General features: G+C 62.8%; 27 protein-coding genes. 16 read left to right on the forward strand and 11 right to left on the reverse strand.

The genetic code is table 11. The features are described 5' to 3' along the window. The first annotated feature begins 139 nt into the window (after positions 1 to 139). Positions 140 to 1,246: an aromatic ring-hydroxylating oxygenase subunit alpha gene (locus tag FQ705_RS01590; protein WP_144137721.1), complete on the forward strand. Its 1,107-nt coding sequence runs from the start codon at positions 140 to 142 to the stop codon at positions 1,244 to 1,246. A 139-nt stretch (positions 1,247 to 1,385) separates the two neighbouring features. Then, the gene (locus FQ705_RS01595; RefSeq protein ID WP_144137722.1) at positions 1,386 to 2,255 is read left to right on the forward strand and encodes a sulfurtransferase; all 870 of its coding nucleotides are present in this window, start codon (positions 1,386 to 1,388) and stop codon (positions 2,253 to 2,255) included. A 115-nt stretch (positions 2,256 to 2,370) separates the two neighbouring features. Here FQ705_RS01595 and FQ705_RS01600 read toward each other — a convergent pair whose 3' ends face one another. The 3 genes from FQ705_RS01600 to polA all read right to left on the reverse strand — a co-directional run bounded on the left by FQ705_RS01600 (position 2,371) and on the right by polA (position 7,613). Beyond that, a complete protein-coding gene (locus FQ705_RS01600) occupies positions 2,371 to 3,243 on the reverse strand; it encodes a dienelactone hydrolase family protein (protein WP_144137723.1) in 873 nt (290 codons plus the stop codon). 122 nt (positions 3,244 to 3,365) lie between these two features. Beyond that, the gene (locus FQ705_RS01605) at positions 3,366 to 4,715 is read right to left on the reverse strand and encodes an NAD(P)/FAD-dependent oxidoreductase (protein ID WP_144137724.1); all 1,350 of its coding nucleotides are present in this window, start codon (positions 4,713 to 4,715) and stop codon (positions 3,366 to 3,368) included. A 156-nt stretch (positions 4,716 to 4,871) separates the two neighbouring features. Then, positions 4,872 to 7,613, reverse strand: a complete 2,742-nt coding sequence (polA, locus tag FQ705_RS01610; RefSeq protein ID WP_144137725.1) for a DNA polymerase I — start codon at positions 7,611 to 7,613, stop codon at positions 4,872 to 4,874. 1 nt (position 7,614) lies between these two features. Between polA and FQ705_RS01615 the strand changes: the two genes are divergently transcribed. Continuing rightward, positions 7,615 to 8,358, forward strand: coding sequence for a TIGR00730 family Rossman fold protein (locus FQ705_RS01615; RefSeq protein WP_144137726.1), 744 nt, complete (start codon positions 7,615 to 7,617; stop codon positions 8,356 to 8,358). Between the two features lie 31 nt (positions 8,359 to 8,389). Here FQ705_RS01615 and FQ705_RS01620 read toward each other — a convergent pair whose 3' ends face one another. Continuing rightward, entirely contained in the window at positions 8,390 to 9,307 is a 918-nt protein-coding gene (locus FQ705_RS01620) for a transcriptional regulator GcvA (RefSeq protein ID WP_144137727.1), read from the reverse strand. A gap of 97 nt (positions 9,308 to 9,404) precedes the next feature. On the opposite strand from FQ705_RS01620, the gene FQ705_RS01625 reads away from it, so the two are divergent. Then, positions 9,405 to 9,974, forward strand: coding sequence for a chromate transporter (locus FQ705_RS01625; RefSeq protein WP_144137728.1), 570 nt, complete (start codon positions 9,405 to 9,407; stop codon positions 9,972 to 9,974). Then, positions 9,971 to 10,501 carry a chromate transporter gene (locus FQ705_RS01630; protein ID WP_144137729.1) on the forward strand — a complete coding sequence of 177 codons (531 nt, stop codon included), beginning with the start codon at positions 9,971 to 9,973 and terminating at the stop codon, positions 10,499 to 10,501. The genes FQ705_RS01625 and FQ705_RS01630 overlap by 4 nt, the downstream gene beginning before the upstream one ends. Before the next feature lie 54 nt (positions 10,502 to 10,555). Here FQ705_RS01630 and FQ705_RS01635 read toward each other — a convergent pair whose 3' ends face one another. Beyond that, a complete protein-coding gene (locus FQ705_RS01635) occupies positions 10,556 to 12,082 on the reverse strand; it encodes an AMP nucleosidase (RefSeq protein ID WP_144137730.1) in 1,527 nt (508 codons plus the stop codon). 200 nt (positions 12,083 to 12,282) lie between these two features. On the opposite strand from FQ705_RS01635, the gene FQ705_RS01640 reads away from it, so the two are divergent. From FQ705_RS01640 to FQ705_RS01665, 6 genes are all read left to right on the forward strand, one after another. After that, the gene (locus FQ705_RS01640) at positions 12,283 to 12,678 is read left to right on the forward strand and encodes a hypothetical protein (RefSeq protein WP_144137731.1); all 396 of its coding nucleotides are present in this window, start codon (positions 12,283 to 12,285) and stop codon (positions 12,676 to 12,678) included. A 212-nt stretch (positions 12,679 to 12,890) separates the two neighbouring features. Beyond that, complete coding sequence (locus FQ705_RS01645) at positions 12,891 to 13,886, forward strand: homoserine kinase (RefSeq protein WP_144137732.1); 996 nt, start codon at positions 12,891 to 12,893, stop codon at positions 13,884 to 13,886. After that, on the forward strand, positions 13,877 to 14,683 hold the full coding sequence (locus tag FQ705_RS01650; protein WP_144137733.1) for a BPSS1780 family membrane protein: 807 nt from the start codon (positions 13,877 to 13,879) through the stop codon (positions 14,681 to 14,683). Before FQ705_RS01645 ends, FQ705_RS01650 begins: the two co-directional genes overlap by 10 nt. A gap of 183 nt (positions 14,684 to 14,866) precedes the next feature. Beyond that, on the forward strand, positions 14,867 to 15,319 hold the full coding sequence (locus FQ705_RS01655; protein ID WP_144137734.1) for a MarR family winged helix-turn-helix transcriptional regulator: 453 nt from the start codon (positions 14,867 to 14,869) through the stop codon (positions 15,317 to 15,319). A gap of 168 nt (positions 15,320 to 15,487) precedes the next feature. Then, positions 15,488 to 15,907 carry an organic hydroperoxide resistance protein gene (locus tag FQ705_RS01660; RefSeq protein ID WP_144137735.1) on the forward strand — a complete coding sequence of 140 codons (420 nt, stop codon included), beginning with the start codon at positions 15,488 to 15,490 and terminating at the stop codon, positions 15,905 to 15,907. 194 nt (positions 15,908 to 16,101) lie between these two features. Further along, positions 16,102 to 17,607: a cryptochrome/photolyase family protein gene (locus tag FQ705_RS01665; protein WP_144137736.1), complete on the forward strand. Its 1,506-nt coding sequence runs from the start codon at positions 16,102 to 16,104 to the stop codon at positions 17,605 to 17,607. Between the two features lie 307 nt (positions 17,608 to 17,914). Here FQ705_RS01665 and FQ705_RS01670 read toward each other — a convergent pair whose 3' ends face one another. Both FQ705_RS01670 and FQ705_RS01675 read right to left on the reverse strand, forming a co-directional pair. Next, positions 17,915 to 18,091 carry a DUF3563 family protein gene (locus tag FQ705_RS01670; RefSeq protein WP_144137737.1) on the reverse strand — a complete coding sequence of 59 codons (177 nt, stop codon included), beginning with the start codon at positions 18,089 to 18,091 and terminating at the stop codon, positions 17,915 to 17,917. 109 nt (positions 18,092 to 18,200) lie between these two features. Then, the gene (locus FQ705_RS01675; RefSeq protein ID WP_144137738.1) at positions 18,201 to 19,397 is read right to left on the reverse strand and encodes a PHB depolymerase family esterase; all 1,197 of its coding nucleotides are present in this window, start codon (positions 19,395 to 19,397) and stop codon (positions 18,201 to 18,203) included. 391 nt (positions 19,398 to 19,788) lie between these two features. On the opposite strand from FQ705_RS01675, the gene FQ705_RS01680 reads away from it, so the two are divergent. Then, entirely contained in the window at positions 19,789 to 20,490 is a 702-nt protein-coding gene (locus FQ705_RS01680) for a phosphatase PAP2 family protein (RefSeq protein WP_144137739.1), read from the forward strand. Between the two features lie 199 nt (positions 20,491 to 20,689). Here the strand turns inward: FQ705_RS01680 and FQ705_RS01685 are convergent, their stop codons facing one another. After that, positions 20,690 to 21,526, reverse strand: coding sequence for a TOBE domain-containing protein (locus FQ705_RS01685; RefSeq protein WP_144137740.1), 837 nt, complete (start codon positions 21,524 to 21,526; stop codon positions 20,690 to 20,692). A 212-nt stretch (positions 21,527 to 21,738) separates the two neighbouring features. Between FQ705_RS01685 and FQ705_RS01690 the strand changes: the two genes are divergently transcribed. After that, positions 21,739 to 22,533, forward strand: coding sequence for an SDR family NAD(P)-dependent oxidoreductase (locus FQ705_RS01690; protein WP_144137741.1), 795 nt, complete (start codon positions 21,739 to 21,741; stop codon positions 22,531 to 22,533). An 89-nt stretch (positions 22,534 to 22,622) separates the two neighbouring features. On the opposite strand, the gene FQ705_RS01695 is transcribed toward FQ705_RS01690, so the two are convergent. Further along, positions 22,623 to 23,006, reverse strand: a complete 384-nt coding sequence (locus FQ705_RS01695; RefSeq protein ID WP_144137742.1) for a tautomerase family protein — start codon at positions 23,004 to 23,006, stop codon at positions 22,623 to 22,625. Between the two features lie 100 nt (positions 23,007 to 23,106). Between FQ705_RS01695 and FQ705_RS01700 the strand changes: the two genes are divergently transcribed. Continuing rightward, positions 23,107 to 23,958, forward strand: a complete 852-nt coding sequence (locus FQ705_RS01700; protein WP_144137743.1) for a LysR family transcriptional regulator — start codon at positions 23,107 to 23,109, stop codon at positions 23,956 to 23,958. A 34-nt stretch (positions 23,959 to 23,992) separates the two neighbouring features. On the opposite strand, the gene FQ705_RS01705 is transcribed toward FQ705_RS01700, so the two are convergent. Beyond that, the gene (locus FQ705_RS01705; protein WP_144137744.1) at positions 23,993 to 24,610 is read right to left on the reverse strand and encodes a hypothetical protein; all 618 of its coding nucleotides are present in this window, start codon (positions 24,608 to 24,610) and stop codon (positions 23,993 to 23,995) included. Positions 24,611 to 24,723: 113 nt separating this feature from the next. On the opposite strand from FQ705_RS01705, the gene FQ705_RS01710 reads away from it, so the two are divergent. Further along, complete coding sequence (locus tag FQ705_RS01710) at positions 24,724 to 25,161, forward strand: MbcA/ParS/Xre antitoxin family protein (protein ID WP_144137745.1); 438 nt, start codon at positions 24,724 to 24,726, stop codon at positions 25,159 to 25,161. Then, complete coding sequence (locus FQ705_RS01715) at positions 25,158 to 25,859, forward strand: RES family NAD+ phosphorylase (protein WP_144137746.1); 702 nt, start codon at positions 25,158 to 25,160, stop codon at positions 25,857 to 25,859. The genes FQ705_RS01710 and FQ705_RS01715 overlap by 4 nt, the downstream gene beginning before the upstream one ends. Before the next feature lie 28 nt (positions 25,860 to 25,887). Here the strand turns inward: FQ705_RS01715 and FQ705_RS01720 are convergent, their stop codons facing one another. After that, positions 25,888 to 26,625 carry a metallophosphoesterase gene (locus FQ705_RS01720; protein ID WP_144137747.1) on the reverse strand — a complete coding sequence of 246 codons (738 nt, stop codon included), beginning with the start codon at positions 26,623 to 26,625 and terminating at the stop codon, positions 25,888 to 25,890. Positions 26,626 to 26,627 lie beyond the last annotated feature (2 nt).

The raw sequence follows: 26,627 nt of genomic DNA on the forward strand, positions 1-26,627 counted from the left end.
GAACTTCCCGGGCAATTTTGATCCAAATTAACTACTTACACGCCCCCGGGAAGGGGAAACGGGTATAATCGCGGGCTCCCTAAATCGAATATTCGATGGTTGGGTTGTTCACTGCTTTCACGTCTTCACGGGAGTGGGAATGTCCAATCTGAGCAATGCATTGCAGTTGCGGTCTGTCCACAGCCAGCTGCCAGTCACGGCTTACTTTGACGAAGCGCTTCTAACGCGCGAAATCGACACCCTTTTCAAGAAAGGTCCTCGTTACATCGGCCACGATCTCATGGTGCCCGAAGCGGGGAATTATTTTGCCTTGCCCAGCGAGAGCGAAGGGCGTGTGCTCGTCCGTAACCAGCAATCGCAAGTCGAACTGCTGTCGAACGTGTGCCGCCACCGGCAAGCCATCATGCTCAACGGCCGCGGCCAGACGGAGAACATCGTCTGCCCCCTGCATCGTTGGACGTACGATCTGAACGGCCAACTCCTCGGGGCTCCGCATTTTGCGGACAACCCCTGCCTGAATCTCGGCGCCACGCCATTGCAAAACTGGCAAGGCCTGCTGTTCGAGTCACAGGGGCGCGACGTCGCGCGCGATCTGGCGCGTCTCGGCACCAAGCATCACTTCGACTTTTCGGGCTTCATGTTCGATCACGTCGAGGTGCACGAGTGCAACTACAACTGGAAGACCTTCATCGAGGTCTATCTGGAGGATTACCACGTCGCGCCGTTCCATCCGGGGCTTGGCAGCTTCGTCAATTGCGACGATCTGACGTGGGAATTCGGCGAGTGGTACAGCGTGCAGACGGTCGGTGTGCACAAGGATCTGGAACAGCCGGGCAGCCCGACGTACCGTAAGTGGCACGACGAGGTGCTGCGCTTCCGCGGCGGCAATCCGCCGGAGTTCGGCGCGATCTGGATGGTGTATTACCCCGGCATCATGATCGAGTGGTATCCGCACGTGCTGGTCGTGTCGTGGTTGATTCCGCGCGGGCCGCAACAAACCACGAATGTGGTGGAGTTTTATTATCCTGAGGAAATCGCGCTGTTCGAACGCGAGTTCGTCGAAGCCGAGCGCGCCGCCTATATGGAAACGGCACGCGAAGACGACGAAATCGCCGAACGCATGGACGCCGGCCGCCGCGCGCTGATGAATCGCGGCGAATCGCAGGTCGGCCCTTACCAGAGCCCGATGGAAGACGGCATGCAGCACTTCCACGAGTTTTTGCGGCGCGAGCTCGGCACGATCTGACGGTTTCGATTGACAAGGAAAGACGGGCTTCGGCGCGTCTTTTTTTGTTTAGACTAGCGGGATAGTCCCGGCCGTCCTCTCGCTGCGTTCAGTCGACCCAGCAGAGCGGAGCCGTCATCGCCCGAATCGAGGAGACGTCATGCCCCACACTCATTACACCACTCTGATCTCCGCGACAAACCTCGCGGAACGCCTCGCCGCAGCACCTGGCAGCGTATTCGTGATCGATTGCCGGTTCGATCTGGCCGACCCTGAAGCGGGCGAAAAAGCCTATCTCGCCGGACATCTGCCGGGCGCGCATTACCTGAACCTCGACCGCGATCTGTCCGGGCCGAAGAACGGCACGAATGGGCGCCACCCGTTGCCGGACCGTGCTCGCCTCGTGGAGACGCTGGAATCGCGCGGTCTGAAGCAAGGCCAGCAAGTGGTCGCGTATGACGCGCAAGGCGGCATGTACGCGGCCCGTGCTTGGTGGCTGTTACGCTGGCTCGGGCACGACTCGGTGGCGCTGCTGGACGGCGGATTGCAGGCATGGCAGGCCGCCGGTCAGTCGCTCACACAAGACGTGCCGGCCCAAAACACGGGCGATTTCAAAGCCGCCGCGCCGCTGTCGGTCACGGTCGATGCACAGACAGTCGAACGCAATCTCGGGACGAAGGAGCGCGTGGTGGTCGACGCGCGCGCGAACGACCGTTATCGCGGCGAGAACGAAACGCTGGATCGCGTCGGCGGCCACATTCCGGGCGCACTCAACCGCTTCTTCAAGGACAACCTCACCGCCGACGGCCGCTTCAAGCCCGCCCACACGCTGCGCGAAGAATTCCACGCGCTGCTGGGCGACATCACGCCGGAGCACGTGGTGCTGCAATGCGGTTCGGGCGTGACGGCATGCGTCAATGCCGTGGCGATGGAAGTCGCCGGCCTGCACGGCGCGGCGCTGTACGCGGGATCGTGGAGCGAATGGAGTTCGGACTCGAAGCGCCCGATTGCGACCGGGCCGAATCCGTAAGCACATCGGAAGCAAGGGTTTGTCAGAAAAAAAGCCGTTGCCGCGATAAAGCGGCAACGGCTTTTTTCATCTCAACCGCGTGACAGGGTTCACGCGCCGCAACGGGACTTCAATCTCAAGCCACCCCATGCTGCTTGAACCACACCAGCGCCCGACGCCAGCCATCCTCGGCATCGGCCTTCTTGTAGCTCGGCCGGTAGTCCGCGAAAAAGGCGTGGCCCGCGTCGTCGTACACGACGAACTGCGAACCGCGCCCGACTTGCGGACCTTGCGCGATGGCCTGCTTCATCTGCTGCAGCGTGTCTTGCGGAATGCTCTGATCCTGCAAGCCGTAAAGCCCTAGCACCGGCGCATGCAATTGCGCGACTTCATCGAGCGGGTTGGCTGGTGTCATCGCGTTTTTGGCGCCGGTCACGCGCCCATACCAGGCCACGCCCGCCTTCAATCGAGGATTGTGTTCGGCATACAGCCACGCTATCCGGCCGCCCCAACAGAAACCATTCACGCCGAGCCGGTTCAGATCGCCGCCATGTTCGCCCGCCCACGCCACGGTCGCATCCAGATCGCCCAGAACCTGCTCGTCCGGCACCTTGCTGACCAGTTGCTCGTTGAGTTGCTGCATGCTCGTATAAACCGTCGGATCGCCCTCACGTTCGTACAGATTCGGCGCGATCGCCAGATAACCCTGCTTCGCGAAGCGTCGGCAGACGTCGGCGATATGCTCGTGCACGCCAAAAATTTCGTGTACGACGATGATCACCGGCAAATGCGTCTTGCCCTTCGGCTGTGCGCGATAGGCGGGCACCAGCGTGCCGCCCGAGCGCACCGCGATTTCGCCCGCTTCGAGACCGTCGCTATCCGTATGGATGGTTTGCGCCGACACCGGCATCACGGCCGCGGCGAAGCCGGTGCCGAGAGCGGCTTTGATGAAGGTGCGTCGGTTGAAGGGAACGTGCGGGACCAGGCTGTCGATCTCGGGTTTCAGCATGCGGCGCTCCTCGATTGAAGGTTTGAGGCAACAGGATACGCCTTGCGCGCAGCCTGCTGCAGAAGCCACTTTCCCAACCGCCCCGTCTGCGCGCTGGCGCCCTGCACAGCACGCCGGCAAGCTCAGTGCAGCTTGACGCGCGGCAGCGTAGTGCGGCGCAGCCAGTGTGCGAACGTGTCGAGCACCATGCGCGCGTAGCCGTGTAGCGCAGCGATATGCAGCCGATACAGCGACATATACATGAAACGCGCGAACAGCCCTTCGATCAGCATGTTGCCGCCGATCACGCCGCCCATCAGATTGCCGACCGCGCTGAAGTGCCCGAGCGACACCAGCGAGCCGAAGTCGCGATAGGTGAATTCCGGCAGCGGTTTGTTTTCGAGCCTCGCTGCAAGCGCCTTCATCAGAAAGCTCGCTTGCTGATGAGCGGCCTGCGCACGCGGCGGCACATTGCGCTCGTTGCCCGGCCACGGACACGCCGCGCAATCGCCGAGCGCGAAAATGTTGTCGTCGATTTCGGTTTGCAGCGTACGGCGCACGATCAGCTGACCCAACCGGTTGACCGGCAGGCCGTCGAGTTCGCTGAGAATCGCTGGGGCCTTGATGCCCGCCGCCCAGACGGTCAGATCGGCACGCACGGTCTTGCCGCTCGCGGTGCGGATGATGCCGGGCGCGACCTCTGCCACCGTCTCGCCGATCATCAGCTTCACGCCGAGTTTGGTCAGCAACTCGGCGGTGGCAGTCGAAACACGCTCCTGCAAGGCCGGCAGAATGCGCGGCCCCGCTTCGATCAGCACAATGCCGACGTCATGCCGCGGATCGAGCTTATGCAAGCCGTAAGCGGACAACACCTGCGCCGTGTTGCGCAATTCCGCCGACAATTCCACCCCCGTCGCGCCGCCGCCCACAATCGCCACCTGAATACGCGGTTCGGTAGGTGCACCGGTGTCGGGCAATGCTTCGACCGGCTCATGCACTTGATGCTCGGCGCGCATGCAAGCTGCGATCAAGCGCTTGCGGAAGCGCTCGGCCTGGCTGACCGTATCGAGTGCGAGGGAAAATTCGGGCGCGCCTTTGACACCGAAAAAGGCGGTCGTGCTGCCGATCGCGACGATCAGCGTGTCGTATTCGAGCTCGCGCTCGGGTAGCAGTTCGGCGCCATCGTCGTCGAGCACCGTGCTCAGCGTCAGACGTTTACCCGCACGGTCGAGGCCGGTCAATTCGCCTTGCTGGAACTCGAAGCCATGCCAGCGCGCTTGCGCGGCGTATTCGAGTTCCTGCGTGAACGGGTCCATGCTGCCCGCCGCCACTTCATGCAACAGCGGCTTCCAGATATGCGTGGGATTGCTGTCCACCAGCGTGACTTGCGCCCGCACACCGCCTTTGTTCTTATGGGGCGAGTAGCGATCTCCCAACCGTGTCGCCAGCTCCAATCCCCCCGCGCCCCCGCCAACGACGATAAATCGATGCATGGAACTCTCCGTGTTTGCCGATGGGTGATGCGTCGCGACGGCGCATGGCAACGCGCCACCTCTCAGCGATTGTCCGCGAGCAACATGGGTTGTCACAAGCCATCAATGCGCATATGTGACATGCGCACGACGATATCGCGTCCCGTCACACCCGCGTCAATGCGCTTCTTCCCAGTTCAACCCCGCGCCCACTTCCGCGACTAGCGGGACTTTCAGATCGGCGACGCCGCACATCAACTCGGGCAGGCGCTTGCGCACATCCGACAATTCCGCGTCCGGTACTTCGAGAATCAGTTCATCGTGCACCTGCATGATCATGCGCGTGCCGATCTTCGATTCTTCGATCCAGTTCTGCACGGCGATCATCGACAGCTTGATGAGGTCGGCAGCCGTGCCCTGCATCGGCGCGTTGATGGCCGCGCGCTCCGCTGCCTGACGGCGCGGACCGTTGCCGCCGTTGATCTCCGGCAACCACAAACGGCGGCCGAATACCGTCTCGACATAACCCTTGGCTTTCGCGCTCACGCGCGTCTCGTCCATGTAACGGGCGACGCCCGGATAACGTGCGAAGTAGCGGTCGATATACAGCTTGGCCGCGTCGCGCGTAATGCCGAGGTTCGACGCAAGGCCGAACGAACTCATACCGTAGATCAGGCCGAAGTTGATGACCTTGGCCACCCGCCGCTGATCGTTCGACACTTCGAGCGGCGTCACGCTGAAGATTTCCGCCGCAGTGGCCCGGTGAATGTCTTCGCCCTGCGAAAACGCGCGCAGCAAGGATTCGTCGCCGGAAATGTGCGCCATGATGCGCAATTCGATTTGCGAATAATCCGCGGACACCAGCTTGTGTCCCGGCGGCGCAATGAAGGCCTCGCGAATGCGGCGGCCTTCGCCGGTTCGCACGGGAATGTTCTGCAGGTTCGGATCGTTCGAGGCGAGACGCCCCGTGACCGCCACGGCCTGCGCGTAGTTCGTATGCACGCGGCCGGTATTGGCGTTGACCATGCGCGGCAGCTTGTCGGTATAGGTCGACTTCAGCTTCGACAGGCCACGGTGTTCGAGCAGGATCTTCGGCAGCGGGAAATCTTCGGCGAGCTTTTGCAGCACCTCTTCGTCGGTGGACGGTGCGCCGCTCGGCGTCTTCTTGATGACCGGCAACTCCAGCTTCTCGAAGAAGATCTGCCCGATCTGCTTGGGCGAACCGAGGTTGAATTCGCCGCCCGCCAGCACATACGCTTCGCTTTCCAGCTGAATCAGACGCGTGCCGATTTCGCTGCTTTGCTGACGCAGTTTTTCCGCGTCGATCAGCACGCCGGTGCGTTCCATCTTGCGCAGCACACGCGAGGTCGGCACTTCGATATCGCGGTAGACGTACTCGAGTGCCTTCTCCGCGGTCACTTGCGGATACAAGGCCTGATGCAAACGCAGCGTGACGTCGGCGTCTTCTGCCGCGTATTCGGCGGCCTGGTCGAGCGCGACTTCGTCGAAGCCGATCTGGCTCGCGCCCTTGCCCGCCACCTCTTCGTACTTGATCGTCTTGATGCCGAGATGTCGCAGCGCGAGGCTGTCCATGTCATGCGTGCGATGCGATTCGACCACGTACGATTGCAGCAGCGTATCGTGTTCGATACCGCGCATTTCGATGCCGTAATTGGCGAGCACCTGCTCGTCGTATTTGAGGTGCTGACCGACCTTCTTGTGGTCGGCGTTTTCGAGCCACGGCTTGATTTTCGCGAGCACTTCGTCGCGCGGCAATTGCACCGGCGCATCGGGACCGCGATGCGCGAGCGGCACATAAGCGGCATATCCCGGCTCGACCGACAACGACAAGCCGACGATCTGCGCCGTCATCGGATCGAGCGACGTGGTCTCGGTATCGAACGAAGTTAATTCAGCCGCGTTGATCTTCTCGAGCCACGCGTCGAATTGCTCCCACGTCTGCACGGTGTCGTAGTGCCGTTCGTGATCAACCGACAAAGCCGGCGGCACGTCCGTTTCCGGACCTTCCACGGCGTCCGCGATTTCCACTTCGCGCAGCCACGTTTTGAAGCCGTGGCGCGCGAATACGTCGCGCAATTCTTCGCGCGATTCCGGGCGGCTTTGCAGACTCTCTTCGATCGACACGATATGGCCGGTCATGTCGCAATTGCGCTCTACCGTGACGAGTTTCTTCGCCATCGGCAGGAAATCGAGCGCACGGCGCAGATTGTCTCCTACCGCACCTTTGATTTCGTCCGCGTGTGCGACGATGCCATCCAGCGAGTCGAATTGCGTGAGCCATTTGAGCGCGGTTTTCGGCCCGCATTTCTCGACGCCCGGCACGTTGTCGACCGTGTCGCCGATCAGCGACAGATAGTCGATGATGCGCTCCGGCGGCACGCCGAACTTGGCGATGACGCCTTCGCGGTCGAGCTTTTCGTTGGTCATCGTATTGATGAGGGTGACATGATCCGACACGAGCTGCGCCAGATCCTTGTCCCCGGTCGAGACGATCACGTTCATGCCGAGCTTTTCCGCCGCGGTGCTGAGCGTGCCGATCACGTCGTCGGCTTCGACGCCTTCGATCATCAGCAACGGCCAGCCGAGCGCGCGCACGGCCACGTGAATCGGCTCGATCTGGCGCGAGAGGTCGTCGGGCATCGACGGGCGATTCGCCTTATAGTCGGCATACCAGTCGTCGCGAAACGTTTTGCCCTTGGCGTCGAACACGCACGCGCTATACTCTGCAGTGACTTCCTTGCGCATGCGCCGCAGCATGTTGATCATCCCGTAGAGCGCACCTGTCGGACCGCCGTCGGGGCTGCGCAGATCAGGCATCGCATGGTAGGCCCGGTACAGATAACTCGAACCGTCGACCAATAGCAGGGTCTTACCTTCAAGGCTTCGTTCTTCAGGCATTATGACTAAGAGAAAAGTGATTCCGAGTCTGCGATCACTCGCAGATCAAGAGCGCGCAACGGCCAAGAAGGCCCGCGCATCGTGGCAGATGTTCACGATTATGGCAGAGTTTATCGAGGCGACCGAGTACCTCTCGGAGATTCGCCCGGCTGTCAGCATCTATGGTTCAGCGCGCCTGAAACCGAACTCGCCGTACTACAAACTCGCCACGCAGATCGCCCGCAAGTTGTCGGACGCGGGCTTCGCAGTGATCTCGGGCGGCGGCCCCGGCATCATGGAGGCGGCCAACAAGGGCGCCCATGCCGGCAAGGCGCCGTCGGTCGGCCTGAACATCGAACTGCCGCACGAGCAATCGGGCAATCAGTGGCAGGACATCTCGCTGCGTTTCCGCCATTTCTTCACGCGCAAAGTCACGTTCGTGAAGAACTCGGACGCGGTGATCGTGATGCCCGGCGGTTTCGGCACGCTAGACGAACTGGCCGAAGTGCTCACGCTGATTCAAACGAAGAAGTCGCGCCACGTGCCGATCATTCTGGTGGGCGCCGAGTTCTGGGAAGGCCTGCTCGCGTGGTTCAAGAACTCGCTCACGCCAATGGGCCTGATCAATCCGACCGACATGGATTTGATGCAGGTGATCGACGATCCCGATCAGGTGCTCGAAGCGGTGCTGAAGTTCTACGAAGACCGCGAAGACACAGATCCGCAACCGACCAAGTCGGACGAAGACCGGATGTTCTATCTGTAATGCATTGCGCCTTGCAATGATTGCGTGAACGCTAGCGGGCGGCCTCAAGGCTGCCCGTTTCGTTTTCGTCGGTCTGATCGCCTTGCGCTTGCAGCCAGTCGCAGAACTGCGCCACCAGCGGCGCTTGCGCGACTTCACGCCTGGCCACCCACCAATAGCCGCGCGCATCGATACGCGGACCCGCCAGCGGCACGACGAGCCGCCCTGACGCGAGTTCGTCCGCGAGCAGGGGCAACGGGCCGAGTGCTACGCCGAGCCCATCCACTGCGGCTTGCAAAGCCAGATAGAAGTGATCGAACGACTGCTTCTTGCGGCATTTCACCGTCACGCCCGCCGCCGACAACCAGTTGGCCCACGCATCCGGCCGCGTATCGGAATGCAGCAGCACGTGTCGCGCGAGATCGTCGGCGACCTTGATCGGCGAGCGTTGCAGGAGCGCGGGACTGCACACGGGAAGCTCGCTTTCACCAAGGAAATGGCCGCTCACGCAGTTCGGCCAGTGCGCCGGTCCGCGCCGCACCGCGACGTCGAAACTCTCCAACGTCTCGACCGGCGCTTTCGACGTCGACAACCTCAACTCCACATTTGGCACCTTGCGCTGAAACTGGTGCAAACGTGGCAGCAGCCACTTCATGGCGAACGTGGGCAACGCATTCACCCGCAGCACGTGCACGACGCCGGTGTCGCGCAGCTGGTCCGTGGCGAGCGCGATGCTGTCGAACGCGGCTTTTACCGTGGACAAGTAGCGGCGGCCGTCGTCGGTCAGACGTACGCGCTTGCCGCGCCGCTGGAACACCTGCACGCCCAGCCACGTTTCGAAAGCGGCCACCTGACGGCTGATTGCACCGTGCGTCACATGCAGTTCGTGCGCCGCGGCCGTGAAGCTTTCATGCCTTGCAGCGGCTTCGAAGGCGCGCAGCGCCGGAAAGGGAGGGAGATTGCGAGCCATGCTTGTGATTCTAGATCACAAAGGCAAGCCAAAAAATCGTTTTGCATGTCACCGGTTCGGCGCTAACCTGCTGAGCTTGAACTGGAAGCTTGGCGATATGGATCACGACCTCACCTCGTCCCGGCCGGCATTGGCCCCGACGCCCACGCTGCGGGAAATCTTCGGCGGCTTTCTCGGCCTTGGGCTGATCTCATTCGGCGGCGCATTGCCGCTGGCGCGCCGCGCCCTGGTCGAACAACGTCGCTGGCTGAGCGCCGAGGATTTCACCGACCTGCTCGGCCTCTGCCAATTCCTGCCCGGCGGCAACGTCATCAATCTGTCGGTCGCAATGGGGATGCGCTTTCGCGGCGTGCCGGGCGCGCTGGCCGGATTGCTCGGGCTGATCGCGGGGCCGTCGCTGGTGGTGATCGGGCTCGGCGTGCTGTACGAACACACGCAAAACGACCCGCATGTGCGCCATCTGTTTGCCGGACTGGCCGCCGCGGCGGCCGGCCTGCTGATCTCGATGGCCGTCAAAATCGTGCTGCCGCTGCGGCACAAACCGTTGGCCGCGCTGATCGCGGTGCTCGGTTTCATCGCCATTGCGGTGCTGCGGTTGCCGCTCTTGCCCACCATGCTGGTATTGACGCCGCTCAGCATCTATATCGCGTCGAGGAGCGCACGATGAACGAGACGCTCGTTGCCCTCGCGGTCATTTTCAGTCAGCTTTCGCTGCTCGCATTCGGCGGCGGCAACACGATTCTTCCGGAGATGCAGCGGCAAGTCGTGGACGTGCATCACTGGATGCCCGCCAGCGAGTTCAGCGCCCTGTTCGCGCTCGCGCAAGCCGCGCCGGGGCCGAATCTGATGATCGTCACGCTGATCGGCTGGCATGTGGCCGGCTGGGCCGGCATGCTGGTGACGTCGGTGGCGAAGTTCGGGCCGTCGTCGATCGTGACGATCCTGGCGCTGCACGCGTGGGAACGCTTCAAGGACCGCCCGTGGCGGCGCTATACGCAGTTGGGCCTGGTGCCGGTGACGGCCGGCATCGTCGCGGCGAGCGCGGCGCTAATCGCAAGGGCGTCGGACCCGACGGCGATTGCGTGGGCCATTACCGCATTCACCGCCGTCATGGCGATGAAAACGAAGGTTCATCCGCTATGGTTATTGGCGGCGGGGAGTTTGATCGGACTGACGGGATTCGGCCAGATGTAGCCGGGTATGAGCGAGCCGAACCCGCGCTCGCTCATACGCGATCCTGGCGCGAGATTACTGGAACGCCACCTCGGCAAAGCTGCGCAATTTACGACTATGCAATCGATGTAGTCCGTTCATCCGCAGCAACTCCATCGCCTTCACACCGATCTGCAAATGCTGATCGACCTGCGCGCGATAGAACTGATCCGCCATGCCGGGCAGTTTCAACTCGCCGTGCAAGGGCTTATCCGACACGCACAGCAAGGTGCCGTAAGGCACGCGGAAGCGGAACCCGTTCGCGGCGATCGTCGCGCTTTCCATGTCGAGCGCAACTGCGCGGCTTTGCGACAACCGCTGGACCGGTTCGCGATGATCGCGCAACTCCCAGTTGCGGTTGTCGACACTCGCGACCGTGCCCGTGCGCATCACACGCTTCAACTCGACGCCATCGAGTCGCGTGATCTGCGCGACCGCGCGTTCCAACGCCACCTGAACTTCGGCGAGCGCCGGAATCGGCACCCACAGCGGCAGGTCGTCGTCGAGCACGTGATCCTCGCGCACATAGCCGTGTGCCAGCACATAGTCGCCCAGGCGCTGCGTGTTGCGCAGTCCCGCGCAGTGACCGAGCATGATCCACGCATGCGGACGCAGCACGGCGATGTGATCGGTGATCGTCTTCGCGTTCGACGGCCCGACGCCGATGTTGATCATCGTGATGCCGCTGCCGTCCGCGCGCTTCAGGTGATACGCGGGCATTTGCGGCAGACGCGGCGGCGCCGTGCCTTCCTGCGCCTGTTCGCCCAGATTCTCGTTGTACGTGACGACGTCGCCCGGTTCGACGAACGATGTGTATTCGCTGCGATAGGCGCGCAGTTCTTCGTCGTCGGTATGGGCCATCATCGTGCGGCCCAGTTTGACGAACTCGTCGATATAGAACTGGTAGTTCGTGTACAGCACGTAGTTCTGGCAATGCGTGGGCGACGTAGCCGTGTAGTGCTTCAGCCGATGCAGCGAAAAATCCACCCGTGCCGCCGTGAACAGCGCCAGCGGATGCGGCTCGCCCGGCAGCGGTTCATACGTGCCGTTCACAATGCGGTCGTCGAGCAGCGCAAGATCCGGCGTGTCGAACACGTCGCGCATCAGGAACAGGCGCTCGCGGTCCAGATCGCCTTCGAGGTGAATGCCTTCGGCGAACGCGAAATGAATCGGAATCGGCTGGTCCGACACGCCGACTTCGAGCTTCACGTGATGATTCTTCGTCAATAGCCGCAACTGCTCGCGATAGTAATTGCCGAACAGATCGGGACGCGTGACGGTCGTCTCGAACACACCCGGACCCGCGACGAAACCATACGAGCGACGTGAGTCGATATGCGTGTTGACTTCAGTGCGCACGCGCACGAACGGATAACAGGCGCGCACCCGGCGCTCGAACAGTTCGTTGCGGCGATAGCGCGCGAAGGCGTCGCGCAGGAACGAGGTATTCGCTTCGTAGATTGCCGAGAGGCGGGTGACGGCCTCGGTCGCATCGTCGAAGGATTCAGTTGGGAAGCTGTTGGCGGGGGTCTGCACCGCGCGTTGATTGGTATCGTTGTTCATCTTCATTCGCCTCGGTTGGTGAGACGACATTACCACGGAACCGATGATCGCCAAATGACCTGGGGGCGCTTGCAACGTGTGCCGCCGCACCGCCCGCAAGATTGCACACACGCGGCGCGAAAGCGGCGCAAAATAAGGCGGTCGCGCCCGAAGCCCAGGCTGGATTTGCTAGAATCGGGGCACCATATCGGAGAATCACCATGAAGCCGCTCCTTCCCGTCGCCGTTGCACTGGCCCTCGCCTTTGGCAACGCCGCGATGGCTGCCCAGCCTGTCGACGACACGCCGGACCCCAGCGCGCCCCAGTCGGCCAACGAACGCGCCGGCTTGCCCGACCTGAACAAGATCAACCGGCCGGCCGCCGAGGTCAGCTCGAAGGTCGAAATCAACGTGCCGCGCACGCCGAGCTTCTATGAACGCAGCGCCAACGGCACCGAAATCACCGAGTATCGCGACAAAGGCAAGCCCGTTGAGATCAACGTGCAGTCGAACCTGGGCACGCGTTACCAGATGAGCGCGCCGCTCGACACGTCGCCCAAGGTCCGCGACAACGGTCAGGCCAGCACGCGTTTGCCGTCGGTCCATCTGACCTATTGATCCTTGGCGGGGCGCTGGCCGGTGCAGGCTGCCGTCCCGAATCCACGCGACTCGCGAAGGTCGTATCGAACGACCCGCGCGGCCGTCGAGCAAGCCTCCTGACTGAAAGCGCTTCAACACCGTTTCCGGCAACGCACGCGTCGCCACCTTTGCACCCAATCGCACTAGCCGCATCGCGGCAAGCCCGACCAACCTGATCCGACGCTTCCCGCATGGCTGTCTTTACCGCTGTCACCGAAACCCAACTTGCAGAATGGATGCGCCATTACGATCTCGGCGAAGTCGTCGAATTTCGCGGCATCTCTTCCGGTATTGAGAACAGCAACTTCTTTCTGACGACGACGCGCGGCGAATACGTCCTCACGATTTTCGAAAAGCTGACGGCCCAGCAACTGCCGTTCTATCTCAACCTCATGCAGCATCTGGCCGCGCATCGCGTGCCGGTCCCGGACCCGATGCCGCGCGAAGACGGTGCGCTGTTCGGCACCTTGCACGGCAAACCCGCCGCCATCGTGACCAAGCTTGAAGGCGCGCCGGAACTCGCACCGGGCGTCGAGCACTGTGTCGAGGTCGGGCAAATGCTCGCGCGCATGCATCTGGCCGGGCGCGACTACACCGGCTATCAACCGAATCTGCGCAGCCTGCCGTGGTGGCAGGAAACCGTGCCGACGGTCATGCCGTTTCTGGAAGGCGAACCGCGCGCGTTGTTGTCGTCCGAACTCGCCTACCAGGAGGCGTTCTTTGCCTCGGCGGATTACGCCGCGCTGCCCTCGGGCCCGTGCCACGCCGACCTGTTCCGCGACAACGCCATGTTCGCCCACGCCGCGCCCGGGTCGGGCCACGAAGTGCGCCTCGGCGGCTTCTTCGACTTCTACTTTGCCGGTTGCGACAAGTGGCTCTTCGACGTCGCGGTGACGGTCAACGACTGGTGCATCGACCTCGCCACCGGCAAGCTCGACACCGTGCGCACCGAAGCCATGCTGCGCGCCTACCAGACCGTGCGCCCCTTCACCGCGGAAGAAAACCGCCACTGGGGCGACATGCTGCGAGCCGGTGCGTACCGCTTCTGGGTGTCGCGCCTGTATGATTTTCATTTGCCGCGTGCGGCCGAGCTTCTCAAACCGCACGATCCCGGCCATTTCGAGCGCATTTTGCGCGAGCGCCTATCCGGCGTCGCACTTCCAGGCATTCATACCTCATGCAACTGATCGAAGTCCCCGCGAAAACCGGCTATGTATGGTTCCGGCAGGGTATCTGGCTGTTTCGCAAGAACCCGCTCGCGTTTCTGACGCTGTTCTTCACCTACCTACTGGTGATGACGCTGGTGTCGCAGATTCCGGTGATCGGCGGCGTGTTGCCGCTGATGTTCATTCCGGGCGTCGCGGTCGGCTTCATGGCGGCCTGCCGTAACACGATTGCCGGCAAGCCGGTGTTCCCAACCATCCTCGTGGACGGCTTTCACTCGTACGGCCAGGCGGCCGCCAAACGGCTGCTGGTGCTCGGCGTGCTTTACGTCGTCGCGATGGTGCTGGTGCTGGCGGGCTCGGCGCTCGCCGACGGCGGCATGCTGGTCAAAGTGATGCTCGGCTTCGCCACGATGGATCAGGACGCGATCGCCAACAGCAATATTCCTCTCGCGGTCATCACCGCCTTCGCGTTCTACATTCCGGTGGCAATGATTTTCTGGTTCTCGCCGATTCTGATCGCGTGGCACGATGTGCCGCCCGTCAAGGCGATGTTCTTCAGCATCGTCAGTTGCTGGCGCAATCGTGGCGCGTTCATCGTGTTCGGCGCGCTGTGGTTCGCCGTGGCCACGACCGTCTCGCTCGGTCTGTCCGCGTTGATGCAGGCCATCGGCGCGGCCGACTTCGCCTTCGCGATCCTGATGCCCGCGACGATGATCGTCACGACCATGCTGTATTGCTCGTTTTATGCGACCTACCGCGGCTGCTTCGGCGTGCAAACGCCCGAAACACCCGACCTGCCGACCACGCCGGCGGCTTGAACTGTCTTCTGGTGCGGGCGCTGGTCAAGCGCCCGCCCGTGCGCCGTCCCGACGATGGCACCCGCTGCAGTTCACCCGCGCTGTCACGCGCAACCTCCCCTCAGCACTCGTCACCCTGCGCCGATTTGCGGCACAATGGTTTGCGCGCAAGCGATTTGCACGCTCTTTTCTACGAGATGCATCATGACCCAGCGCCCCGCCTTACCCTTCACGCTCGACGAACAACTCTGCTTCGCGCTCTACTCGACCTCGCTCGCGATGACGAAAGCGTACAAGCCGCTGCTCGAAAAACTCGGCCTCACGTATCCGCAGTATCTGACGATGCTGGTGCTGTGGGAGCAGGACGACGTCACGGTCAAGGACATGGCCGCCCGGCTGAATCTCGATTCGGCGACGGTCACGCCGCTGCTCAAGCGCCTCGAGGCACAAGGCCTGCTGGAACGCGTACGGGGCGTCGAGGATGAGCGGCTCGTCTATATCCGCCTGACCAAAGCGGGTGCGGCCCTCAAGCGTCAGGCACGCGAAGTGCCTGCAGAAATACTTTGTGCGACCCAGCAGACACCGGAATTCCTGCTGCGTCTGCGCGACGATCTGACACGCCTGCGCGCTACGCTCAACGACTACATGGAAGATTAGGTCGGCGGTTGAAACACAGCTGTGTAGCGTCCACGTGCAAATTCATTTGCACACAAATTATTTGTGTACTATCTTACTCACATGCCGCAGCCAAACGCTCAGCCGGAACGGCGAGCCAAACAGCGGCAAGCATGCAAACCCTGACAACCCAGACAATGGAGCAGCACCATGAACATCCTCTACAAGGCAAGTGCAACGAGTACCGGTGGCCGCGACGGCCGTGCAGTTTCGTCGGACAACGCGCTGGAGGTCAAGTTGGCCGCACCGCGCGAGTTGGGCGGCAACGGCGCAGCGGGCACGAATCCGGAACAACTGTTTGCTGCGGGCTACTCGGCCTGTTTCCTGAGCGCGATGAAGTTCGTCGCCGGTCAACATAAGCAGACTCTGCCGGCCGACACGCAAGTGTCCGCTGACGTAGGCATCGGCCCGAACGACAACGGCGGTTTCGGCCTCGACATCGATCTGCGCATCTCGCTGCCGGGCCTCGCCGCCGACGCGGCCAAGGAACTGGTCGACGCAGCGCATCAGGTCTGCCCGTACTCGAACGCCACGCGCAACAACGTTGCGGTGCGCCTGCACATCGCGTAATTCGCGGTCTCGGTGCCCTACTGCTAGATGCCGGCCTGGCGCGAACCACCGCGCCTCCGCGAACAGCGCCCGTCCTCTGCACAACGGAGACGGGCGCTGTGTCATTTGCCGGGCGCGGCATGTAAAGTGCGACGCTGGACCGATCGTGCACCGTCCGCGGTTTTATCGCCCTGTAATCCGTTACCGAACTCGCCATGCCCACGACAAGCGCCCGACGCCTCAACGACTCCTTCGACACCGGTTTGGTCTGGTTTCGCCGCGATCTGCGCAGCACGGACAATGCCGCGCTGTACTACGCGCTCAAGCACTGCGAACGCGTTTGGTGTGTGTTCGTGTTCGATACGACGATTCTTCAGCCGCTCGTGGACACGTGGCAGGCCCATCATCCGGATACGCCCGTGCAGGATCGCCGCATCGAGTTCATTCTCGCCGCGCTGGCTGAACTGGACGACGCGCTGCGCGCCCACGGCGGTGGTCTGATCGTGCTGTACGGCGACCCTGTCGAGCTCGTGCCCGCGCTCGCCCACGAACTCGGCGTGGACGCGGTCTTCACGAATCACGACTTTGAACCGGTCGCAATCGAGCGTGACGAAACCGTGCGCGAAACGCTCACCGAAGCCGGACGACAGTGGCTGACGTTCAAGGACCAGGTGATTTTCGAGCGCGCTGAAGTGCTGACCGGTCAGAACAAACCGTTCACGGTGTTCACACCGTACAAGAACGCCTGGCTCAAGCAGTTGACGGCCTTCGATCTGAAGCCGTATCCGGTGGAAAAGTATGCAAAGCATCTGGCGGCACTGCCGTCCAGACTGCACCGGCAACTACCGACGCTCAAGCAACTGGGCTTCGCCCCGAGCAACCTCGCCGACCTGAGCTTGCCGACCGGGATGAGTGGCGCGCAGCAACTGCTCGACGACTTCATGACGCGCATCGACAGCTACGCGGACCGGCGCGATTTTCCCGCAGCCAAAGGTCCGAGCTATCTGTCGATGCATCTGCGCTTCGGCACCGTCTCGATCCGCACGCTGGCGCGTCTTGCCCACGAAATGTCGCTGCAACCGGATGGCAAAGGGTCGAGCACCTGGCTCTCGGAACTGATTTGGCGGGATTTCTACTTCATGATCCTGTCGCATCATCCGAGGCTGGCGAGCGGCGCGTCCTTCAAGGAGGAGTACGACCGGCTACGCTGGGAAAAAGGCCGCGCCGCTGACGAAGCGTTCGCGGCATGGTGTGACGGCCGCACGGGCTACCCGCTCGTCGACGCCGCCATGCTGCAACTGAATCGCACCGGCTATATGCACAACCGTCTGCGGATGGTGACAGCGAGTTTTCTGGTGAAGGATCTTGGCGTGGACTGGCGCCTCGGCGAACGCTATTTCGCCGAGCAACTGAACGACTTCGATTTCTCGGCGAATAACGGCGGCTGGCAATGGGCGGCATCGACGGGATGCGATGCCCAGCCGTATTTCCGGATTTTCAATCCGGTCACCCAATCGGAGAAATTCGACGCTGAAGGGCGCTTCATCAAACGCTATCTGCCGCAACTGGAGAAACTGCCGGCCAAGTGGATTCACGCGCCCTGGCTAGCTGGCGCAGCACGGCTGGCGGAATTCGGCGTGGTGTTGGGCGATGATTACCCGGCCCCGATCGTGGATCACGCGGAAGCGCGCGCGCGCACGTTGGCCCGCTTCGGCAAGTGAGTGCCTACTCGCGTTAAGGGCTGCAGAAAATCTGGATGGAGCAATTCGACGCGGCGTTTGGATTCGCAGCATCGCGACCTGTATGGGTCGAATGCGGCGTTAGCCGATCTTGATGGATGCGGGATACGGATCGTCGCGCGTACGCCTGACTTCTGGCGACGGGACTTGTGACTTGGGTGGCGTTTCGGCGATGCCTCAACATGCGTTGTGGCGATGTTCCCGGCTGTCTCGACAATGACGTGACGGCCAATGCACCCTACCCGAACACCGGCGCCTCAAAACACGCCGATGCTTCAACTGGCGCAGCTTAGTGCTGGCTCATCCAGGACGGCTGGCGAACATTCGCGTCGCGGTCCAGCTTGCGCATACGGAATTCCAGATCGTACAGATCGGTTGCTTCGGCGAGGAACGCATCAGCACGTTCTTTGGCGAGTTGGTCGGGCGATTTGGTCAGGAACAGAAACAGGCGGCTAAGCAGATACATGGTCAACCTCGACAATGAAGTTAGGCGTTAACGCCTAAGGGATAACCCTCATTATAGGGAAAACCCTAGGACAACGCCAGCATTCATTTTTCGAAGTGTTGCTCTCACGTCACCGTGCGACGGCAGAGGCCGCTGTGGCGGCGCTTTCCGCGACATTGCCGGCGCCCGCACGACGCTGATGACGGAAGAATTCCCAGATCAGGGCGCTGGCGTCCGGACCTTTGGCGGAATGGAACGGGACGGCTTCATCGCCACCGCTCCAGGCATGGCCAAGTCCTTGCACGCGACACAAGCGCACGACGCGACGGCCGCTGCGCACGTAGTCGCGCGTCACCACACCGCCTTTTCGCTCCTCGCGCACTTCGCCGGATTTGCGTGCGCCGTTCTTGTCGACCATGCGGTTCAGGCGGACGAACTGTTCCGCCAACTGGTCACCATTGACCGGCGCGACCACGTGGTCGGCGTCGCCGTGAATCACGATGGCCGGCATGCCCGGGTAGCTGGCGACGTCGACCGCGTCATCCACGAGTTCAACGGGCTCGCGGCGTGCGCCCCGCCGCATCACGTCCATCGCCGTGATACCTGAACGCGCTTCGTTGAAAGCCGGACCGGAATGCAGCGCGACTGCGGCAAAATGTTCCGGGTAATGCGTCGCCAGAAGCGCCGTCAGCCCGGCTCCCGCCGAAATTCCCGCGACATACACCCGCTCGCTATCGAAGCCGTACTGCGCAATCAGAGCATCGACCAACGACACAACCGCGCGCGCTTCAGCGCCGCCGGCGGCATCGCTGGCGTCGTACCAATGCCAGCAGCGATGCGAATGGACATGCTTCGATTGCTCCGGATAAACCACCGCGAAGCCATAACGGTCCGCCAGCACGTTCATTCGCGTGCCTTCGGCGAATTCGTCGATCGACTGGGTGCAGCCATGCAGCATCACGACCAGCGGCATCGCATCGAGCGCGTGTCCGGACGGGATGTACAACCCGTATTGCAGATGGTTGACGAGTCGCCCCGGCGCGGCGGGCGCGGAGTGGAACGAGCGCGTCCATGCGCCGCTCGCCCACGCCGAGGCGCGCGGACGCACGCGCGATTCGCGCGCGGCGGGGCGCGGTGCCTCGCGTTTGACCGGCGTACGCAGCGCGGCGGCCGGTTTGACCGGCCGAGCCTTGGCGGAAGGCTTGCTGGTGGCGGCCCGCGCCGGCCGCGTCGTGGTGCGCTTGGCCGTCTTGTGAGCGTGCTCGGTCTGGATCGCGAGCAGCCGCTTGAGACCGCGCAGCCAGACTTTCGATAGACTTTTTGCCATCGGCGGATAACCTCGCAAAAAGGGACAGGATCCGTCCGATAGAACGGCGCATTTGTTGTGCAATGCACAATAACACCATTCCTCCTGCGATGCTGACGTCCCAAGCCACCCCGCGTGAGCGAAATTTCCGCACGGCGAACCTTGCAGCGAATCTGGCGTCAAACCGCAGCAAGGCTTGCTCTGCAGTGTTTCGCCGACCGTTCGGCGCTTGTTCGGCAGCTAACGTGTGGCGGCAAAAAGCGCCCTGCGCAAGACGACCGCGCCGCAGCACCCGTCTATACTGACGGTTGATTTAATTGATGTATTAGCTGCGCCACGTCGGCGATTCGCGCCCCTCGCGCGTTAAATTCTTATCAACCCGATTCTACGCGGCCTGGGTCGCGCGCCCGTTATGCCCGATTTATCTACGCATCTGTGGTACTCGATCACCAGCCTCGGCGCAGCCGGCATGACGCTGCCGCTCGCGTTCGCCATCGCCCTTTGGCTGGCCGTCGGCTACACGTGGCGCATGGCTGCGGGCTGGCTGGTGCTGCTCGGTGCGGCGATCGGCGTGGTTACCGTCACGAAGCTGGCTTTTCTCGGCTGGGGCGTCGGCGTTCGCGAGCTGGATTTCACCGGCGTGAGCGGTCACGCGATGCTGTCTACCGCCGTGTATCCGGTTGCACTGTTCCTCGTGCTGTTGCCCGCGCGACCCAAACTTCGTCTGCTCGGCGTCGTGCTGGGCCTCGCCGCGGGAATCGCGGTCGGCCTGTCGCGCGTCGTGCTGAGCGCGCACTCGCCGTCAGAAGCCATCACCGGTTGTCTGGTTGGCGCGCTGGCCGCACTGGTATTCGTGCGCATCGCGTGGAATGTCGAACCGGGCCGGCTATCGGCGTGGCCTGTCACGGCCAGTCTGATGGTCCTCGCGGTAGCGATGCACGGCGTGCATGTGCCCACTCAGCGCTGGGTGACCCACATCGCCCTGAAGGTGTCCGGGCACGACCGGCCGTTCATTCGCGCGAAATGGCGAGCCGTGCGCGACGTTCGCCCCGCCACCGCGCCGTTGTCGCAAACGCTCAACACGCTCCAGTCGCCGCACTCGCTCGACGCCTGAAGCGGCAAGCAGTCGGAAACACCCTGCGCTTCGCTTCAAGGGCCGCAATCATCCCGCGCAACTTTTGGGCGGGCAGAAACAACGCACGGCGCTCGCGCCAGCATCAGTCCTTTGCCGGCTACGCGCGCAGCGAACCTTGATCGCCGCGACGCCCGACGCCCGACGCACGCAACGCAACGCAACGCAACGCAACGATCAATTAGTCCTTCACGCCGAGTATCACGCTCGATGCCTTGAACACCGCCACGGCGGTTCTTCCTTCCACGAGCCCGAGTACATCGGCGCTGGCCCCGGTCACCACCGCGGTAATCACCGCGCCGCCTTCCAGCATCAGCGACACCTCTGCATTGACCGCGCCGCGCTTCACGCTTTGCACTGTGCCGTGCAACTGATTGCGCGCGGAGAGCCTGAGCGGCGCGCCGCTTTCGTCCTCGACCATCAGCACGACCCACGACGCCTTGATCAGCGCGAACGCCGCCGATCCTTCGACTAACGCCAGCGTCTCGGTGCTCTCATGCGTCAGCACGGCGACGATCACTTGCCCGCCTGCCAGCGTCAGCGAAACTTCGTCGTTGATGGCACCGCGAATGATCCGCGAGACCTTGCCATAGAGCTGATTGCGCGCGCTCGTCTTCACGCCGATGCGGCCGATCAGATCCCAATCCGTCGCGAAGCCCTCGATCGCCGCCCCCGCGCGCTCCAGAAAGCGCCGATGCTCGCGCTCCACGGCGCGGAACGTCTCGATCAGCTTCAATGCGCGCGGCGTGAGCGTGGTGCCGCCACCGCCCTTGCCACCGGTCTGACGCACGACGAGCGGCTCGCCCGCGAGGTTGTTCATGGTGTCGATGGCGTCCCACGCGCCCTTGTAGCTGATGCCGACCGCTTTCGCCGCACTGGTGATCGAACCGGTTTCGCCGATGGCCGCCAGCAACGCGATTCGCGACGTGCCGCCAAGCGCGTGCACACCGGCCTGAAACCAGACGGAGCCACCGAGTTCGATTGGTTCGCGGGAAGAATCGGGGCGCTCGGAGGTCATGGCGAGGGGCGTGGATAGCCGCATAAAGGAGGACGAATCATTATAACGACGCCCATAGCCGCGTTTGCCGATGGGCGGCCAGACAACCTGGAAAGCGGATAGATGGAATACTTTCTGCTCGACACTCAGACCGCCTCGCTTTTTTCGTTTTCCGGCACGGTTGACTCGGGCCGTTTGCCGCAACTGCTGCAACTTCCGCAAGGAGCCACCCAGTGAACATCGATCTAACGGGCAAGACCGCCATCGTCAGTGCATCCACGGCGGGCATCGGCCTGGCTATCGCGACCGGCATTGCCGCATCGGGCGCGCACACGGTCGTCAACGGACGCAAGCAGGACGCCGTCGACCATGCAATCGACACCATCCGCAAGAGTGCGCCGCACGCGAAACTGCAAGGCTTTGCCGGCGACCTCGGTACGCAGGCGGGCTGCGACGCGCTCGCGAAAGCCGTATCGCAGGCGGATATCCTGGTGAACAACCTCGGCGTGTTTGGACCCGGCGACATCTTCTCCACAGAAGACGCCGACTGGGAACGCTACTTCCAGGTCAACGTGATGTCGGGTGTGCGACTCACGCGTCACTACCTCAAGGGAATGATGGAGCGCAAATGGGGGCGCGTCGTGTTCATTTCGTCGGAGTCGGCATTGAATATTCCGCCCGACATGCTCGCCTATGGCTTCTCCAAGACTTCGCAACTGAGCATTGCACGCGGCATCGCCAAATACGCGGCGGGCAGTGGCGTCACGGTGAACGCCGTACTGCCAGGGCCAACCTTGTCGGACGGCTTGCGCTCGATGGTGGCGCAGACCGCGAAGGAGCAGGGCAAAACGGTCGAGCAGGTCGCCGACGAGTTCGTGCGCGAGCATCGCGCCAGTTCCATCATCCAGCGGGCGGCCAGCACCGAGGAAGTCGCGAACATGGTGGTCTATGTGTGCTCGCCGCAAGCGTCCGCCACCACGGGCGCAGCGTTGCGTGTGGACGGCGGCGTGATCGATACGATCGCCTGAGGTCCTTGCGATCCAAAGCGAAACGGGCGGCGACATGGCGGCCCGTTTCGCCGCATGCGCCTACGGCACGATCGACGTCATCGCAGCAGTCAAAGCGCGTACTGCGCAATACCGTTGCCGAACGACCAGTTCTCCTTCTCCACCTCGACGAGATTGATGAACACATCCTCCCGTCGTACCCCCGGCGATTCCGCCAACTCCTCCACGATCCGCTTGTACAGCGCCTGCTTTTGCTCGAGCGAGCGCGTGTTGCTGACCGTCAACTGGATCACGACGAAATCGTCGCCGCGTTCGATGTTCATGTACTGCCTGTCGTAGATGAAATTATCGGCGTCGTGCTCCGTGATCAGCATGAATTTGTCGTTCTTCGGCACGTTGAAACTGCCTTCGAGCGAGCGCTGAATGCTGTCGGTGAGCGCCTGGCGAAATTCGGCGGACTTGCCGGCGCGCAGTGAGATTCGTGTCAGCGGCATGATCGGACTCCTTTTTTGCTGTGATTGGGTAAACACAGCTTAGGTCTGGTCAGTCATAATGAACAGACATCATTGATGATTTCATCTATATCCATCAGAAATGAAAGTTCTCGATCTCGACGCCGTGCGCGCCTTTGTAATGGTCGCCGATCTGCATAGTTTCACGCGTGCTGCGGATACGCTCGACACCACGCAATCGGCCGTCAGTCTGAAGCTGAAGCGCCTCGAGGCGCATCTGGGCAAGCAGTTGCTGGAGCGCACGCCACGGGTCGTGCGCCTTTCCGCGGACGGCAACGCCTTTCTCAACGCCGCGCGCGATCTGCTAAATGCGCACGAGCGGGCGCTAGGTTCGTTGTCCCTCGAACGACGTCGGCTCGCGCTGGGGCTCAGCGAGCATGTGGCCGGCCCGGATTTGCCGCTACTGCTCGCCAGGGTCAATGCGCACGATCCGGGGCTGGTGGTCGAGTTGCATATGGGCACGTCGTCAGCGCTGCTGGCGCAATTCGACGAGCGACGGCTCGACGCGGTGATCGTTCGCTACGGCCCCGAAGAGCCGGCCCGCGACGATACGCAGGTGCTGTTCAGCGAACCGCTCGGCTGGCTCGCCACACCCACGTGGTTGCCGCGCGTCGGCGAGCCGTTGGCGCTGGCATTGTTGAGTCCGCCGTGCAATGTGCGCGACGTGGCGTTGCGCACGCTGGCAGCGGTGGGGATCGCGTGGCAGGAAGTGTTTGTCGGCGGCGGGGTGGCGGCCGTGGGCGCGGCGGTGGCGGCGGGTCTGGCGGTGTCGCCATTGGCGCGCCGGGTGGCACCGCGTGGCCTAGTCGATGTCGGCGCGCGGCTGGGTTTGCCGCCGTTGCCGGAGTCGCGCGTGACGTTGCATTCGCGCGTGCGGGACGAGCGATCGGTCGAGACGCTGCGACTGGTGACAAGTGGTTTGGCGATGCAATGACGTAGGCAGCGGCGCTGACGCCCAACCCTTGACTTCAATGGATGATCGGCGGCAGCGAGCCGCTGCTGGCGGTCGCCGGATTGGTCGCCGGGTTGTCGGCGCTGACGCTAACGTTTGCGGAAGGCGCCGAAGTCGTGGCGCGGGACATCGACGGCGTGGCCGCGCCGGTTTTCGCCGCGCTCCGGACCGCTTGAGGATGCGATTTCTGGCCTTGAGCAGCACGCTGGACCAGGTTCGCGTGAATTACCTTGCCTTGCCCCGGCTTCGCGCCAACAATCTGCACGCGTGGATTTTTGCCCTGCGTCATGACAGCGGGTTTCGATCTGGGTTTGGCTACGCCCGGCGTTCCGACGCTTCCCGCTTTAACACCACCCTTCCCGGCGACCTTTTTCACCTTGCCGCCATGCACCGCCGGCTTGCCGCCCTTGCCGGACGCCGACGCCACCCGCACAGTAGCGTGGTGTTGGCCACTCGCCGCGTGCGTGGCACCTGTCTTGGCACCCGTCTTCGCCGCAACCGTCTTTTTCTTCGCCTGCTTCGCGGTATGCCGCGACGCCTCCGGCGGATTCCATACTTCAGCGTAACCCGCCGCGACTGCCACACCGGACACGCACCACACGGCCAACGCCGCTGCTACTGCACGAACCCCCATCTCCCGCTTCTCCTGATCTTCAATTCCGTGACGAGCCGGGATTATATTCTCTTGCAAAAATCCATAATTGGACTATTATAAATTTTAAGTACACATACGGACTCATTGTTCTCATGGCTCACGCTGCCCGCGCCACCCAGCCCGATGCGCCGATTCACGGCCCCGCTTCGGAACCCACGCTCACGGAAATGTCCGCGGCAGGATTGCGCGCTTTCTTCAATATCGCACGCGACTGGGACCTGAGTGCCGAGGAGCAGATCGTGTTGCTCGGCGCCCCGGCGCGCTCCACGTATTTCAAATGGAAGCAGTCGCCGGAAACGGCCCGGCTGGGGCGCGACACGCTCGAACGCCTGTCGTTGATGCTCGGCATCTACAAGGGCCTGCAAATCCTGCTGCCGCAAGCCAGCGCCGCCGACACCTGGATCAGGCGACCCAACAGCGCGCCGCCGTTCGGCGGCCGTCGTGCGCTGGATCGCATGCTGGCCGGCAATATCAGCGACCTCGTGGCCGTGCGCCAGTATCTGGATGCGATGCGAGGCGGCTGGGCGTGACACAACCGTTTTGGCAGGACCGCTGGCGCACCGCGCCGCTCGACTGGTCGCCCGCGTATCGCGTGATTCCTACACGTTTTCCGGCCGTCAACCTGTTCGACCGGGTGGCGTCGTCCGAAGACTTCGACGCGCTCTACGCCCTCGAAGCCATGACCAACGACCGCCTGCGTACGGAGATCGGCGAACTGAATCTGGTGCCGCACGATGAGCGCCGTTTCGGGCCGGGCTACGGCCCGATCATGGCCGCGCTAACGCACTTGAATCCGCTCGGCAGCCGCTTTTCAGACGGCAGCTACGGCGTGTTCTACTGCGCCCGTTCGCGAGCGACCGCAATCGCCGAAACGCGCTATCACACGGGAAATTTTATGCGGGCCACGGCCGAACCGCCGATGCGCCAGCAAATGCGTCTCTACACGGTGGCGGCCAAAGGTGAAGTGGTCGACATTCGCGGCGACGCCACGCTCGACCTCGCGGTGTTGTCGCCGGACGATTATCTGGCCGGGCAATCGCTCGGCCGTGCAGTACGCGAGGCGGGGGCGCCTGGCATTGTCTATCCTTCGGTGCGGGACGACACAGGCGAGTGCCTCGCTGCCTTCCGCACCACGCTGCTGCGCGATTGTCATCACGCGGCGTATCTGGAATACAACTGGAACGGCACGAGTGTGGATATGGTGTTCGAACTCAACCAGGTCGGCTGAGCCAGGGCGCGAAGCATTACGCTGGCGATCAAGGCAGCGCGAGCGCAGCAGCCCCATCCGCGAGCGCTTCCTCAACCGAGACCGACCAGCGTCGCAATGCCTTGGGCTCGACGATGGTCAGCTTGCCGCCGGGTCCGAACGCGCCCGTGTCGATGAACACCTGCGAGCCGATCTGCGTGATGTCGCGCATCGGAGTGTGGCCGCAGTACGTCAACGAAAGACCGCGTTGCCGCTGCGCGTCGCTGTTGCCTACCGCGAGTTCACGGCCCCACAGCAATTGCTGGCGAGTCTCGGCGGAAAAATTCCCCGCGTCGAGTTCGGCGTCGGTACCGAAGAATTCGGCGTGCAGAACATTGAAGCGTTCCTTGCCGCTGCCGACCACGCGCACCAGCGGCAGTGTCCGCAATTCCGCGGCGTAACGGCGCAAACGCTCGTCGGGCACATCCGCCGCCCACGTCCCGCCGATGCCATACCACCATTGCCGCCGCAGACGTCCGTCGACGACCGCGCACAAGGCGTCTTCGTGATTGCCGAGCACGGCGTGAAACCACGGCTTGCCGAGCAGCGCGAGCGCCTGTTCGGAATGCTCGCCGCGATCCACCAGATCGCCGACAGAAAACAGCCGGTCACGCGTCGGGTCGAACGCGATCGTGCGCAACAGATAGCGCAATGCATCGACGCAGCCATGCAGATCGCCGACCACGAAATCGCGGCCGCTCGCATTGCTTGCGTGATGTTGAACGAGAGTATCGAGTACGGAAGCCATGT

Source organism: Paraburkholderia sp. BCC1884, from assembly GCF_900996225.1.
Taxonomy (GTDB): Bacteria; Pseudomonadota; Gammaproteobacteria; order Burkholderiales; family Burkholderiaceae; genus Paraburkholderia.